Here is a 12,718-nt window from a genome sequence, read left to right as displayed (position 1 = left end):
CTCACCGAAGTGAGCCGGGGTATCAACATATCTGGCGTTGACTTTTGGCACGCTGTTGAGTTCTCAAGGAACGGACGCTTCCTTTGTACTCACCCTCTCGGGCTTTCCTCCGGGCGCTTCCCTTCGGTATTTCGTGTTTCCAACCTTACCAGATCCGTTTTCCGTTCCGTTTCCGGTTCGGATTTCATTTCCGGTGGCCGCTGGAGGGCCTTTGCCTTTCGGCTGATCCGACTTTATCAGAAGTTTTCGGCCGGTCTTACCGGCTTCAGTTCCGAATGAATCGGGGCGGCTTCTCAATTGATGTAATTCGAGAAGCAAGCAGACTTTAAACCGCCGCCCCTGGACTTGTCCAGTTCTAGGCAACTGTTCGAATCTACCTCCCCAGTCCTTCCGTGTCAACGGTTTTCTTGGGGCGAAGAGGAGACTAGCAGCTCACCGGGGCCCTACGCACATCACGCCGCGGTGGGGGCGGAGGCGCTGCGGTCGGTCCGGTCCAGGTCCCCCGTTTCACCCGCCCGGGTGGCTCTGCCGCCCAGGACGTAGACGTACGCGAGGAACGCCAGCTCGGCGGCGATTCCGATGGTGATGCGGGCCCAGGTCGGCAGGCCCGATGGGGTGACGAAGCCTTCGATGGCGCCCGATACGAACAGGACCAGAGCAAGGCCGATCGCCATGCCCAGTGCCGCGCGTCCCTCCTCTGCCAGGGCCGTGCGGCGTGGGCGGGGGCCCGGGTCGATGAGGGTCCAACCGAGGCGCAGGCCTGTGCCGGCGGCTACGAAGACGGCCGTCAGTTCCAGGAGGCCGTGCGGGAGGACCAGGCCGAGGAAGGTGTCGAGGCGGCCGACCGAGGACATCAGGCCGATACCCACCCCGAGATTGAGCATGTTCTGGAAGAGGATCCAGACGACGGGGAAGCAGAGGAAGGCGCCCAGGACGAGGCACATGGCGGCGGCCTGGGCGTTGTTCGTCCAGACCTGGGCGGCGAAGGACGCCGCCGGGTGGCTGGAGTAGTACGTCTCGTACTCACCGCCGGGGCGGGTCAGCTCGCGCAGTTCACTGGGGGCGGCGATCGAGGACCGGACTTCGGGGTGTGCGGCGATCCACCAGCCGATGACCGCGGCAAGGGCCGTCGAGAGCAGCGCGGTGGGGACCCACCAGTGGCGGGAGCGGTAGACCGCTGCCGGGAAGCCGTGCGTCAGGAAGTGGGTCACGTCACGCCAGGAGGCGCGGCGGGTGCCGGTCACGGCGCTACGCGCGCGTGCCACCAGGTGGGTCAGGCGTCCGGTGAGCTGCGGGTCCGGTGCGCTGGACTGGATCAGGGAGAGATGGGTGGCGGTGCGCTGATAGAGGGTGACGAGTTCGTCGGCCTCGGCTCCGGTGAGGCGGCGTTGGCGGCGCAGCAGGGCTTCCAGTCGGTCCCAGTCGGCTCGGTGGGCGGACACGAAGACGTCGAGGTCCATCGGGTGGCTGCTCCTCGTACTGCGGCGTGGCTGCTCAGCTTGGCAGACTGGCCAGTCCTACGGCAGGGCAGGGAAGGGCGGCGGGCGTGAGTGAGCTTGTGACGGGTGAGGCGGTGGCGTTGGAGCTGCGTCCGGCGAAGCTGCCGAGCCGGGTGCTGGCCGTGCTGGTCGACATGGCCGTGGCGTGGTCGGTCTATCTGGCGGTGACCCTGGGGATCGTCGCTTCGACGTCCTCGTTGGACGACGCCGCGGCTGCCGCGGTCGCGGTCGCCGCCTTCGTACTCGTTCTGGTCGGTGGGCCCATAGCCGTGGAGACGCTCAGTCATGGGCGGTCGCTGGGGAAGCTGGCGTGCGGGTTGCGGGTGGTGCGGGACGACGGGGGGCCCATTCGGTTCCGGCACGCGCTGGTGCGGGGGGCCGTGGGGGTCGTCGAGATTCTCATGACGTTCGGGGTGGTGGCGTGTGTCGCGTCGCTGGTGTCGGCGCGTGGGCGGCGGCTCGGGGATGTGTTCGCGGGCACGTTGGTCGTGCGTGAGCGGGTGCCCGCGGGGCGTACGGGTTTCGTGCCTCCGCCGCCGCCTTGGCTGATGGGGCGGTTCTCCGGGCTCGATCTGTCCGGTGTGCCCGAGGGGCTGTGGCTGGCGATCCGGCAGTACCTGACGCGGATGGGGCAGCTGGATCCGCAGGTGGGCTGGGCGATGGCGGAGCGGCTGGCCGGTGATCTGGCGGAGCGGACGGGGGCCGCGGCGCCGCAGGGCGTTCCGCCGGCGGCGTATCTGGCCGCTGTCGTGCACGAGCGGCAGGCCCGCGATGCGCGGCGGGCCTTTGGCGGGGAGGCGGCTTACTCTGCCGTGCCTGGCCCCGGCGGGTTCCGTGAGGTGCGGGTCGGCGAAGGCCCTTCGGCGGGGTTCGTGCCGCCGTCCGCCGCTCCGGGCGCCGCACCGCCGGCGAGTCGGCCTGGGGGCGAGGAATCACCGCGTCCGGCCACCGGGTTCGTGCCGCCTGCATAGTCGGCTGGGCGTACGCGGCGTCAGGCGAAGGCCGACGGCGGGGTTTCGAGGTGTTCGAGCTCGATGCCGGGGGCCGCGAGGATGACGTCGCCGGTGATGTGGACCGTGTGCTGTTCGCCGGTGTCCAGGGCTGTGACCTGGTATTCGTCCACGGTCAGCGGGCCGTTGTCAGTGGCGTGTGCTTCTGTTTTCAGCAGGGCCCAGGACTGGTCGAGCGTGCGGGGGGCGAGGACCGGGTCCGTGAAGGCGACCAGGCGGATGCGGGTCGCGGGGGAGTCGGGGGTCAGGCGCAGCAGCCGGGCCGTCGCGATGAGGAAGGCGGGGGATGTACCGGTGAAGGTGTGGGCGGGCGCGTTGTCCTCGGTGGCATGGGCGCCGGTGGGGTCGGTGCGGACCCAGGTGACGCCGTTGAGGGCGGCGGCGCGGACCTGCCAGTCGCCCGCGCGCAGTTCGAGGCGGATGGGGCGGCCGCGGTCGTCGAGCGCAAGGTCGACGGAGCCCGCGGGGGTGCCTGAGGGGGTGGTCCTCTGAGAGACGTAGCGCCAGCCGGAGGGGCCGGGCGCGCAGTGGAAGTGTTCTTCGCCGAGGGGGGTGTGATCGTGCGGATCATGGAGCGAATATCGGCCGCGGGGCATGGGCGTGGGTCCTCGTGTCAGTACCTGCGGTGAGCGGTCAGGGTCGGTTCCTGGAGGCCAAAGGGGCAGGCCCCCGCCGCGGGGGCGAGGGCCTGCTGAAGTGGGGCTGACCGATGGCCGGGCGGCCGTCAGTAGCGGTAGTGGTCCGACTTGTACGGGCCCTCGACCTCGATGCCGATGTACGCGGCCTGCTCGGGGCGGAGCGTCGTGAGCTTCACGCCGAGTGCGTCGAGGTGGAGGCGGGCGACCTTCTCGTCCAGGTGCTTGGGGAGCACGTAGACGTCGGTCGGGTACTCCTCCTGCTTGGTGTACAGCTCGATCTGGGCCAGGGTCTGGTCCGCGAACGAGTTGGACATCACGAAGGACGGGTGGCCGGTCGCGTTGCCCAGGTTGAGCAGACGGCCCTCCGACAGCACGATCAGGACCTTGCCGTCGGGGAACGTCCAGGTGTGGACCTGCGGCTTGACCTCGTCCTTGACGATGCCGGGGATGGCGGCCAGGCCGGCCATGTCGATCTCGTTGTCGAAGTGGCCGATGTTTCCGACGATCGCCTGGTGCTTCATCTTGGCCATGTCCGAGGCCATGATGATGTCCTTGTTGCCGGTGGTCGTGACGAAGATGTCCGCCTTGTCGACGACCTCGTCCAGCGTCGTGACCTGGTAGCCGTCCATGGCCGCCTGAAGGGCGCAGATCGGGTCGATCTCGGTGATGATCACTCGGGCGCCCTGGCCGCGCAGGGACTCCGCGCAGCCCTTGCCCACGTCGCCGTAGCCGCAGACGACGGCGGTCTTGCCGCCGATCAGGACGTCGGTGGCGCGGTTGATGCCGTCGATCAGCGAGTGGCGGCAGCCGTACTTGTTGTCGAACTTCGACTTCGTCACGGCGTCGTTCACGTTGATCGCCGGGAAGAGGAGGGTGCCGTCGCGGTGCATCTCGTACAGGCGGTGGACGCCCGTCGTGGTCTCCTCCGTCACGCCGCGGATCTCCGAGGCGAGCTGGGTCCACTTCTGCGAGCCCTCGGTGATGGTGCGGTTGAGGAGCTCCAGGACGACGCGGTGCTCGTCGGAGTCGGCGGTGTCGGGCGAGGGGACCTTGCCGTCCTTCTCGTACTCGACGCCCTTGTGGACCAGGAGCGTGGCGTCGCCGCCGTCGTCCAGGATCATGTTCGGGCCGCCGGTGGGGGTGTTCGGCCAGGTCAGGGCCTGCTCCGTGCACCACCAGTACTCCTCCAGGGTCTCGCCCTTCCAGGCGAAGACCGGGATGCCCTGAGGGTTGTCCGGGGTGCCGTTCGGGCCGACGGCGATGGCCGCGGCGGCGTGGTCCTGGGTGGAGAAGATGTTGCAGGAGGCCCAGCGGACATCGGCGCCGAGGGCGACCAGGGTCTCGATGAGCACGGCGGTCTGCACGGTCATGTGCAGCGAGCCCATGATGCGGGCGCCGGCGAGCGGCTGCGTCGCGGCGTACTCCTTGCGGATCGACATCAGGCCGGGCATCTCGTGCTCGGCGAGAGTGATCTCCTTGCGGCCGAACTCGGCGAGCGAGAGGTCGGCGACCTTGAAGTCCTGGCCGTTGGTGGCAGTGGTCATGAGTGAGCTGCTCCTCGTGGGGTTGGTCGAGGGGTGGGGCATGGCTGACCTGCGGCGTCGGGTACAAGGGCGCACCGGCGCGCGCAGCGCAGTCCGTCGGAGGCCCTCTCTCCCTCGGCCGGTCCGTGTGCGGACCGCCCGACCGCCATCAGCAGCGACGTCTGGCTCAGTCACAAAGCTACACCGATCGGCGCAGCAAGCCCCAGCCCGCCTCCGGGCACGGATCTCTGGCGGATAGGGCGGCAGACCTGGATGTTATGGGACCTTTGCGCTTTTGATCCTGCGCTTACGTGTTGCAGGATGCCCTGAGATCCGGAACGGGATCGAGAACGGGACCGGGAACGTTTGCGCGATCTCGTTCGGCAATGGCGTGAGGAGATCCAGGTGACCAGTCCGGCCGACCCGCCGCTCATAGGCGGGGACAGCAGCGGGCAGAAGAGGTTGAAGTTGCTCGCGGTGACCGCGTGCCCGACCGGCATCGCCCATACGTATATGGCGGCGGAGAAGCTCTCGCAGGCGGCGGAGAGCCTCGGGATCGACATGAAGGTGGAGACGCAGGGCTCCATCGGAGCCGAGAACGTCCTCTCTGACAACGATGTCAGAGAGGCCGACGGCGTCATCATCGCGGCGGACAAGGACGTGGACCGCAGCCGTTTCGTGGGCAAGCGGGTGCTGTCCGTCGGGGTGTCCGAGGGCATCAGTCATCCAGAGCGGCTGATCGAGCGGGTGCGGAGCGCGCCCGTGCACGGCGGCGGCGGTGATTCCACGGAGCCTGTCTCCCGCGGCGGGGGCGGCGGCAGGGGCGGCCGGGAGCGGAGCGTCGCGTACAAAGCGCTGATGAACGGCGTCTCGTACATGATTCCGTTCGTGGTGGTCGGCGGTCTGCTGATCGCGGTCTCGCTGGCGCTCGGCGGTGACGCCACGTCCAAGGGCTATGTGATCCCGGAAGGGACCCTCTGGGCGCACGTCAACGCCATCGGGGTCATCGGCTTCACGCTGATGGTGCCGATCCTGTCGGGGTACATCGCGTACGCCATCGGGGACCGGCCGGCGCTGGTGCCGGGCATGATCGGCGGGTGGATCGCCAACACCGGTGAGCTGTACGACTCCAAGGCGGGGGCGGGCTTCATCGGCGCCATCGTGACCGGGTTCCTGGCCGGTTATCTGGTGGTGTGGATCAAGAAGGTCGAGGTCCCGAAGTTCGTCCGGCCGATCATGCCGATCATCGTGATCCCGATCGTGGCGACCACGGCGCTCGGGTTGTTCTTCATCTACGTCATCGGCAAGCCGATCTCGTGGGTCTTCGAGCACCTGACCGACTGGCTCAGCGGCATGACCGGCACCAGCGCGATCCTGCTCGGCGCGATTCTCGGGCTCATGATCGCGTTCGACATGGGCGGTCCGGTCAACAAGACCGCGTTCTTGTTCGGTACGGGGCTCATCGCGACCGGCAACCAGACCGTGATGGGCATGTGTGCCGCCGCCATTCCCGTGATGCCGCTCGGGCAGGGCCTCGCCACGCTGGTCCGGCGGCGGCTCTACTCGGAGCAGGAGCGCGAGACCGGAATGGCTTCGCTGTTCATGGGGATGTTCGGGATCTCGGAGGGTGCGATTCCGTTCGCGGCCGCGCGGCCCGCTCAGGTCATCCCCGCCAACATGCTCGGCGGCGCCGTCGCCGGTGCCGTCGCCGGTATGGCGAGCGTCAAGGACGCGGTGCCGCACGGCGGGCCGATCGTGGCGGTGCTCGGCGCCATCGGTGGCGTACCGATGTTCTTCGTGGCCGTCGCGATCGGCACGGTCGTCACCGCGCTCTCCACGGTCACGCTCATCGACCTCAGCGAGCGGAAGCGGCGCGGGGCCTCCCTGGGCGACGGGGTCGACGGGGTCGCCGGGGTCGCCGGGTCGCCGCACAAGGAGCAGTCCGCGCGGACCGCCTCTCCCACGGGCAAGGCGCCCGAGGCAACGGAGGCTCCCGTCGGTGAGGTTCTGTCCGGTTATCTCACCCAGCAGACCGTGAAGGGCCGGCTCGCTGCCGCGGACAAGGACGCGGCGATCCGGGAGATGGCCGTGCTCCTCGCCACCACGGGCAAGGTCAACGACGTGGAGGAGCTGGTGCGTACCGCGCTGCGGCGCGAGGCGCAGGGGACCACCGGACTCGGCGAGGAGATCGCCATTCCGCATGCCAAGACCGATGCCGTGGACGCGGCGGTCGTGGGGTTCGCCCGGTCCGCGGAGGGCATCGAGTGGGGTTCGCTCGACGGGACGAAGGCCAAGCTGGTCTTCATGATCTCCGTGCCGGAGGCGGCCGCCGGGGACGAGCATCTGCGGATTCTCGCGTTGCTGTCGCGCAAGCTCATGGACACGGGCTTCCGGGAGCGGCTCGGGGCGGCGCTGGACGACGCCGCGATCCTCGATGTGCTGCGTGAGGTCCAGTAGGCAGGATCTTCGGCAGGCCCGTAGATGCGGATACGTGGAGGGGGCCCCGCACCTTGTTCGGTGCGGGGCCCCCTCCACGTACGTACGAGAGGAAAGTCAGTGGTTGCCGGGCGACTTCGCCGGGTTGGTGCCCTCGGCTGCCGCGGACTCGCTGTAGATGTCCGGTTCGAGGTAGATCACGCGGGCGATCGGGACCGCGGCGCGGATGCGCTCCTCGGCCGCGTTGATCGCGGCGGCGACCTCCGTGGCGGTGTCGTCGTGCCGGACGGCGACCTTGGCGGCGACGAGCAGCTCCTCGGGGCCGAGGTGGAGCGTGCGCATGTGGATGACCTTGGTGACCGTGTCGCCGTCGACCAGGGCCTTCTCGATCTTCGCGACCTCTTCGGTGCCGGCGGCCTCGCCGAGCAGGAGGGACTTGGTCTCGGCGGCGAGGACGATGGCGATCACGATGAGCAGGACGCCGATGCAGAGCGTGCCGATGCCGTCCCACACGCCGTCACCGGTGGCGAGCGCCAGGCTGACGCCGCCGAGGGCGAGGATCAGGCCGACGAGCGCGCCGAGGTCTTCAAGGAGGACGACCGGCAGCTCGGGGGCCTTGGCGCGGCGGACGAACTGGGTCCAGGTGAGGTTACCGCGCGTCTCGTTGGACTCCTTGATGGCCGTCCGGAAGGAGAAGCTCTCCGCGATGATCGCGAACACCAGGACCCCGACGGGCCAGTACCAGTGCTCGATGTCGTGCGGGCTCTTGATCTTCTCGTAGCCCTCGTAGATCGCGAACATGCCGCCGACCGAGAAGAGGACGATCGAGACGAGGAAGGCGTAGATGTAACGCTCGCGGCCGTAGCCGAAGGGGTGTTGCGGGGTCGCCTCGCGCTGGGCCTTCTTGCCGCCGAGGAGCAGCAGCCCTTGGTTGCCGGAGTCGGCGAGCGAGTGGACGCTCTCGGCGAGCATCGACGACGAGCCGCTGAAGATGAACGCGACGAATTTCGCCACCGCGATCGCGAGATTCGCGGCGAGTGCCGCGACGATCGCCTTTGTTCCGCCTGACGCGCTCATAGTGCCGGGGGTCCCTTCGCCTTCGTGTGTGCTCTTGTGTGCTCGGCCTACGCCGGCGGGCGGTGCTTTGCCCGTCCTTTGCGGTGGGTCATTGTTGCAGCACGGGAGCGTGTTGGTGCGTCAGGCCACCACTGTGGCCCGGAAAACCGTGCCCACTCCGGACACTTCAGCCTTTTCTCCCGCGGGGACGAATGCGGACCGGCCGGGTGTCAGGGGCAGGTCGCCCGCGCGGACGGTGCCCGCGGTGCAGAGCAGGATCTGCGGGGTGGCGGCGGTGAGGTCGTGCGGGGCCGCGCCCTCGGGCAGGACGAAGCGGGAGAGGCGGAACTCGTCGATCGGGGTTTCGTAGACCTCTTCGCCGGCGGGCGACGCCTCGGGGCGCAGGACGCCGGGGTCGGTCGCCTCGAAGCGGACGATGCGCAGGAGTTCGGGGACGTCGACGTGCTTGGGGGTCAGGCCGCAGCGCAGGACGTTGTCGGAGTTGGCCATGATCTCGACGCCGAGGCCGTCGAGGTAGGCGTGTGGGACGCCGGCGCCGAGGAACAGGGCCTCGCCGGGCTGGAGTCGTACGTGGTTGAGCAGCATCGCCGCGATGACGCCGGGGTCGCCGGGGTAGTGGTGCGCGAGGTCGGCGTACGGGGCGTAGACGCCGCCGAGGCGCTGGGCGGCGGTCGTGAACTCGGTGACCGTCTCGGCCATCTGTTCGGGGTCGGCGCTCAGCACGGCCGTGAGGACCTCGCGCAGGGCGGCCTCTTCGGGGTGGGCGCGCAGCAGATCGACGTACGGCTTGAGGGAGTCGACGCCCAGGGCCTCCAGGAGGTCCGCGGTCCGGGCCGGGGCTCGGAAGCCGCACAGGCCGTCGAACGGCGTGAGGGCGCAGATCAGTTCGGGCTTGTGGTTGGCGTCCTTGTAGTTGCGGTTCGGGGCGTCGATGGGGACGCCGCGGCGCTCCTCGTCCGCGTAACCCTCCTTCGCCTGCGCGAGGTCGGGATGCACCTGGAGGGAGAGCGGGGCGCCCGCGGCGAGGATCTTGAAGAGGAAGGGCAGGCGCGGGCCGAACTTGGCGACCGCCTCCGTGCCGAGCTCGCGCTCCGGGTCCGCCTCGATGACCTCGTTCAGCGCGCCGCGCTCGGTGCGCGAGGGCGCTCCCGGGTGGGCGCCCATCCACATCTCGGCCTGCGGCTCGCCGCTCGGCTCGGCGCCCAGGAGCCGCGCGATGGCGGTGGTGGATCCCCAGGCGTAGGGGCGGATGGTGTTGGTGAGGCGGTCCACGGAGGGGCTCTCCCTTAGTGCTGCTGGCTACTGCGTACGCGAGTGCTGAACTGTGGTCGCTGTCTGTGCGGTCGCGTTGTCATGATCGGTGGCCGGAAGCGAGCGCCAGGTAAACGGCGGCGAAATCCGTGACGGCGATCAGCTCGGCGAGCGCTTCCAGTTCGTCGCCGCCCTCCGGCTCCAGCTCGCTGAGCGCCACGTCGTGGCCGTGCGCGAGCTCGCGGGCGGCGGGGGCGGCCGTGAGGCCCCCGGCATCCACCGGGCGGTCGCGGAGCAGCACCACGCGCGCGCGAAGGCACGCCGGGTCGTCGACGCGGTCGCGGAAGAAGTCGTCGGTGTCGTCGCCGCCCGCGGGGTTGCCCGCGAGGAGCGCGCCGTGGGCGGGCAGGGCCTCGGGCAGCTCCGCGGCGAGCGCGGCGTGCCCGGCCAGCTCGGCGAGGGTGGTGGCGAAGCGGCGGCCCAGGGCGCCCGCGGACCGGCCCTCGGTCCAGATCAGCGGGAGCGCGTCGGCGAGCTCGGCGGCGAGTGTCTTGGCGGGGTTGCTGTACGTCGCGATGGCCGGACCGCAGCGTTCCGCGACGCGGTCGAGGCGGTCGGCGACCTTCTGCAGGGCGTCGACCGGGGCGGCGATCAGGCCGGTGCGGTCCAGCAGCACGAGGAGCGGGACGAGCAGGGCCCACAGGGTGCAGGGGGCGCCGGGCGCGGATTCGTCCTCGACGCGGCGTGCCTCGTACGAACCGGAGTCCCGGGTGCTCTCGTCGTGCGCGCCCTCGTACGCGCCGTAGGGCGAGGTCGCCAGGGGGACGGTGAGGCCGTGGCTGCCCTCGACGCTCTCGGCGATCGGCGTGCGCGCGGGGGCGACGGCGACGACCGTGCAGCCGCGGCGGTACGCCTGTTCGGCGAGGAGGGTCAGGCCCGGTTCGGAGCCGTCCGGGGTGGCGATGAGGAGGAGGTCCACGGGGCCCACCCAGCCGGGCAGCGCCCAGCGCAGGGCGCCCGCGGCGGGGGCGACGCCGGTCGGGGCCAGGCGGATGACGGGGCAGCCGGCGCCGGCGAGGCCGTCGAGCAGGTTGGCGACGCAGGTTGCCGCGGTGCCCGGGCCCGCGATCAGGATGGCGCGGGGGCGGCCGTCGGGCTTGAGCTCCGTCAGCCCGGCCTCGGCGGCGTGGCGGACCGCGGTGCGGACGCGGGCGCCCGCTTCGGCCGCGCCGCGCAGCAGTCCCCGGCGGTCGGCGCGCGCCAGCGCCTCGGGGGCATCGAGCAATGACTCGTCGAGCATGGGGTACGGCCTCCGAATCGCCTGCGCGGCTTCCCGCGCGCTGCTGGGTCGTGCCGGGGCGGATGCCGTTACGCGGGGCGGCGGGCCTCGTCGACCAGGAGTACGGGGATGCCGTCGCGGACGGGGTAGGCCAGGCCGCACTCCTTGGCGTCGGCCGTGCAGATCAGCTCGGTGTCCGTCTCCTTGAGCGGGGCGTGGCAGGCCGGGCAGGCGAGGATCTCCAGGAGGCCGGCTTCGAGCGCCATGGGGTGGGTCCCTTCGAGCTGATGTGGTGAGGTTTTCGCAGTGCGGCCGCACAGAATACGACCTTGCCGCCGCACAGGATGCGACCCGGTCAGCCTACCTCCGCAAAAGGCGGGACGTGGGGGGTGTGGAGAGGTCTGCGGCCCGCCCCGCACCCCCGGTGCCGCACGCGCGCGTGGGGCGTCAGCCGCTCCTCAGCCGCTCAGCCGCGGATGATCGCCAGGGCCTCGTCGCGGGCCTTGGCCATGGTGGCCTCGTCCCGCGCCTCGACGTTCAGCCGCAGCAGGGGCTCGGTGTTGGAGGCGCGGACGTTGAACCACCAGTCGGCGGCGGTCACCGTCAGGCCGTCCAACTCGTCCAGGGTCACTCCGTCCTGTCCCGCGTACGCCTCCTTGATCGCGGCCAGGCGGGCGGTCTGGTCGTCGACCGTGGAGTTGATCTCGCCGGAGCCGGCATAACGGTCGTACTGGGCGACGAGCGCGGAGAGCGGGCCGTCCTGCTCGCCCAGGGCCGCCAGGACGTGGAGGGCGGCGAGCATGCCCGTGTCCGCGTTCCAGAAGTCCTTGAAGTAGTAGTGCGCGGAGTGTTCGCCACCGAAGATCGCGCCGGTCCTGGCCATCTCGGCCTTGATGAAGGAGTGGCCCACGCGCGTGCGCACGGGCGTGCCGCCGTTCTCCTTGACGACCTCCGGGACCGACCAGGAGGTGATCAGGTTGTGGATGACCGTGCCCTTGCCGCCGTGCTTGGCCAGCTCGCGGGAGGCGACCAGGGCGGTGATGGCGGAGGGGGAGACCGGCGCGCCGTTCTCGTCGACGACGAAGCAGCGGTCGGCGTCACCGTCGAAGGCGATGCCCAGGTCGGCGCCCTCCGCGCGCACGCGCGCCTGGAGGTCCACGATGTTCGCCGGGTCCAGGGGGTTCGCCTCGTGGTTGGGGAAGGTGCCGTCCAGCTCGAAGTACATCGGTACGAGCTCCAGGGGCAGGCCCTCGAAAACGGTGGGGACCGTGTGCCCGCCCATGCCGTTGCCCGCGTCGACGACGACCTTGAGGGGCCGGCTCGACGTGAGGTCGACCAGGCCGCGCAGGTGCGCCGCGTAGTCGGTGAGGGTGTCGCGCTGCGTGAGGGTGCCCGGGCGCGCGGCGGGCTCGGGGGCGCCGGTCGCGGTCCAGCCCTCCACCAGGGCGCGGATGTCCGCGAGGCCGGTGTCCTGGCCGACGGGGGCGGCGCCCGCGCGGCACATCTTGATGCCGTTGTACTGGGCGGGGTTGTGCGAGGCCGTGAACATCGCACCCGGCAGGTTCAGCGCGCCCGAGGCGTAGTACAGCTGGTCCGTCGAGCAGAGCCCGATCTCGGTGACGTCCACTCCGCACGCCGCCGCACCACGCGCGAAGGCCCGCGACAGGCCCGGCGACGAGGGGCGCATGTCGTGGCCGACGACGATCGCGGTGGCCTCGGTGACCTGGGCGAAAGCCGCTCCGAACAACTCGGCCAGCGACTCGTCCCACTGATCCGGGACCACCCCACGAACGTCGTACGCCTTCACGATCTGGGACAGATCAGCAGTCACGGCCAACCCTCTCTGCAAGCTCTGCGAGTTCAGCGGTATCGGAAGTACGTCGGTCGATCCGGCGTCGGTCACCCGGCGTCGATCGCCCGACAGGGGTCACCCGGCATGGGTCACCCCACCCACCTCGGTCACCCCACGTCGGCCGTCCCAAACTACCCGCAACGACCGACAAGG

General features: G+C 70.2%; 11 protein-coding genes. 3 read left to right on the top strand and 8 right to left on the bottom strand.

Annotated elements, in window-relative coordinates; translation table 11 throughout:
- On the top strand, positions 1-279 hold a 279-nt coding region (locus ACWDVB_RS07365), incomplete at its 5' end, for a hypothetical protein (protein ID WP_451611950.1).
- A gap of 173 nt (positions 280-452) precedes the next feature.
- Here the strand turns inward: ACWDVB_RS07365 and ACWDVB_RS07360 are convergent.
- Positions 453-1,460, bottom strand: coding sequence for a stage II sporulation protein M (locus ACWDVB_RS07360; RefSeq protein ID WP_451519976.1), 1,008 nt, complete (start codon positions 1,458-1,460; stop codon positions 453-455).
- Positions 1,461-1,546: 86 nt separating this feature from the next.
- On the opposite strand from ACWDVB_RS07360, the gene ACWDVB_RS07355 reads away from it, so the two are divergent.
- Entirely contained in the window at positions 1,547-2,470 is a 924-nt protein-coding gene (locus ACWDVB_RS07355; protein WP_451519977.1) for an RDD family protein, read from the top strand.
- 20 nt (positions 2,471-2,490) lie between these two features.
- On the opposite strand, the gene ACWDVB_RS07350 is transcribed toward ACWDVB_RS07355, so the two are convergent.
- Positions 2,491-3,105: a hypothetical protein gene (locus tag ACWDVB_RS07350; RefSeq protein WP_451519978.1), complete on the bottom strand. Its 615-nt coding sequence runs from the start codon at positions 3,103-3,105 to the stop codon at positions 2,491-2,493.
- 128 nt (positions 3,106-3,233) lie between these two features.
- On the bottom strand, positions 3,234-4,691 hold the full coding sequence (ahcY, locus tag ACWDVB_RS07345; protein WP_451519979.1) for an adenosylhomocysteinase: 1,458 nt from the start codon (positions 4,689-4,691) through the stop codon (positions 3,234-3,236).
- 384 nt (positions 4,692-5,075) lie between these two features.
- Between ahcY and ACWDVB_RS07340 the strand changes: the two genes are divergently transcribed.
- Entirely contained in the window at positions 5,076-7,127 is a 2,052-nt protein-coding gene (locus ACWDVB_RS07340; protein WP_451519980.1) for a fructose-specific PTS transporter subunit EIIC, read from the top strand.
- 96 nt (positions 7,128-7,223) lie between these two features.
- Here the strand turns inward: ACWDVB_RS07340 and ACWDVB_RS07335 are convergent, their stop codons facing one another.
- The 5 genes from ACWDVB_RS07335 to ACWDVB_RS07315 form a co-directional block, all read right to left on the bottom strand.
- Positions 7,224-8,183, bottom strand: coding sequence for a cation diffusion facilitator family transporter (locus ACWDVB_RS07335; protein WP_451518893.1), 960 nt, complete (start codon positions 8,181-8,183; stop codon positions 7,224-7,226).
- A gap of 120 nt (positions 8,184-8,303) precedes the next feature.
- Positions 8,304-9,455, bottom strand: coding sequence for a mannose-6-phosphate isomerase, class I (manA, locus tag ACWDVB_RS07330; RefSeq protein ID WP_451518894.1), 1,152 nt, complete (start codon positions 9,453-9,455; stop codon positions 8,304-8,306).
- A 79-nt stretch (positions 9,456-9,534) separates the two neighbouring features.
- Complete coding sequence (locus tag ACWDVB_RS07325) at positions 9,535-10,734, bottom strand: SIS domain-containing protein (RefSeq protein ID WP_451518895.1); 1,200 nt, start codon at positions 10,732-10,734, stop codon at positions 9,535-9,537.
- 68 nt (positions 10,735-10,802) lie between these two features.
- Positions 10,803-10,979, bottom strand: coding sequence for a Trm112 family protein (locus tag ACWDVB_RS07320; protein WP_358588566.1), 177 nt, complete (start codon positions 10,977-10,979; stop codon positions 10,803-10,805).
- A gap of 200 nt (positions 10,980-11,179) precedes the next feature.
- Positions 11,180-12,544, bottom strand: a complete 1,365-nt coding sequence (locus ACWDVB_RS07315; protein WP_451518896.1) for a phosphomannomutase/phosphoglucomutase — start codon at positions 12,542-12,544, stop codon at positions 11,180-11,182.
- Between the last annotated feature and the right edge of the window lie 174 nt (positions 12,545-12,718).

This window comes from Streptomyces sp. NPDC003379, assembly GCF_053589195.1.
Note: the sequence above shows the minus strand (reverse complement) of the source record. Positions and strands in the feature narration are given on the sequence as shown.

What these genes read in the sequence shown, in the direction of transcription:
- ACWDVB_RS07360 (WP_451519976.1), bottom strand. Translation starts at nt 1,460, where the DNA reads ATGGACCTCGACGTCTTCGTGTCCGCCCACCGAGCCGACTGGGACCGA.
- ACWDVB_RS07350 (WP_451519978.1), bottom strand. Translation starts at nt 3,105, where the DNA reads ATGCCCCGCGGCCGATATTCGCTCCATGATCCGCACGATCACACCCCC.
- ahcY (WP_451519979.1), bottom strand. Translation starts at nt 4,691, where the DNA reads ATGACCACTGCCACCAACGGCCAGGACTTCAAGGTCGCCGACCTCTCG.
- ACWDVB_RS07335 (WP_451518893.1), bottom strand. Translation starts at nt 8,183, where the DNA reads ATGAGCGCGTCAGGCGGAACAAAGGCGATCGTCGCGGCACTCGCCGCG.
- ACWDVB_RS07325 (WP_451518895.1), bottom strand. Translation starts at nt 10,734, where the DNA reads ATGCTCGACGAGTCATTGCTCGATGCCCCCGAGGCGCTGGCGCGCGCC.
- ACWDVB_RS07320 (WP_358588566.1), bottom strand. Translation starts at nt 10,979, where the DNA reads ATGGCGCTCGAAGCCGGCCTCCTGGAGATCCTCGCCTGCCCGGCCTGC.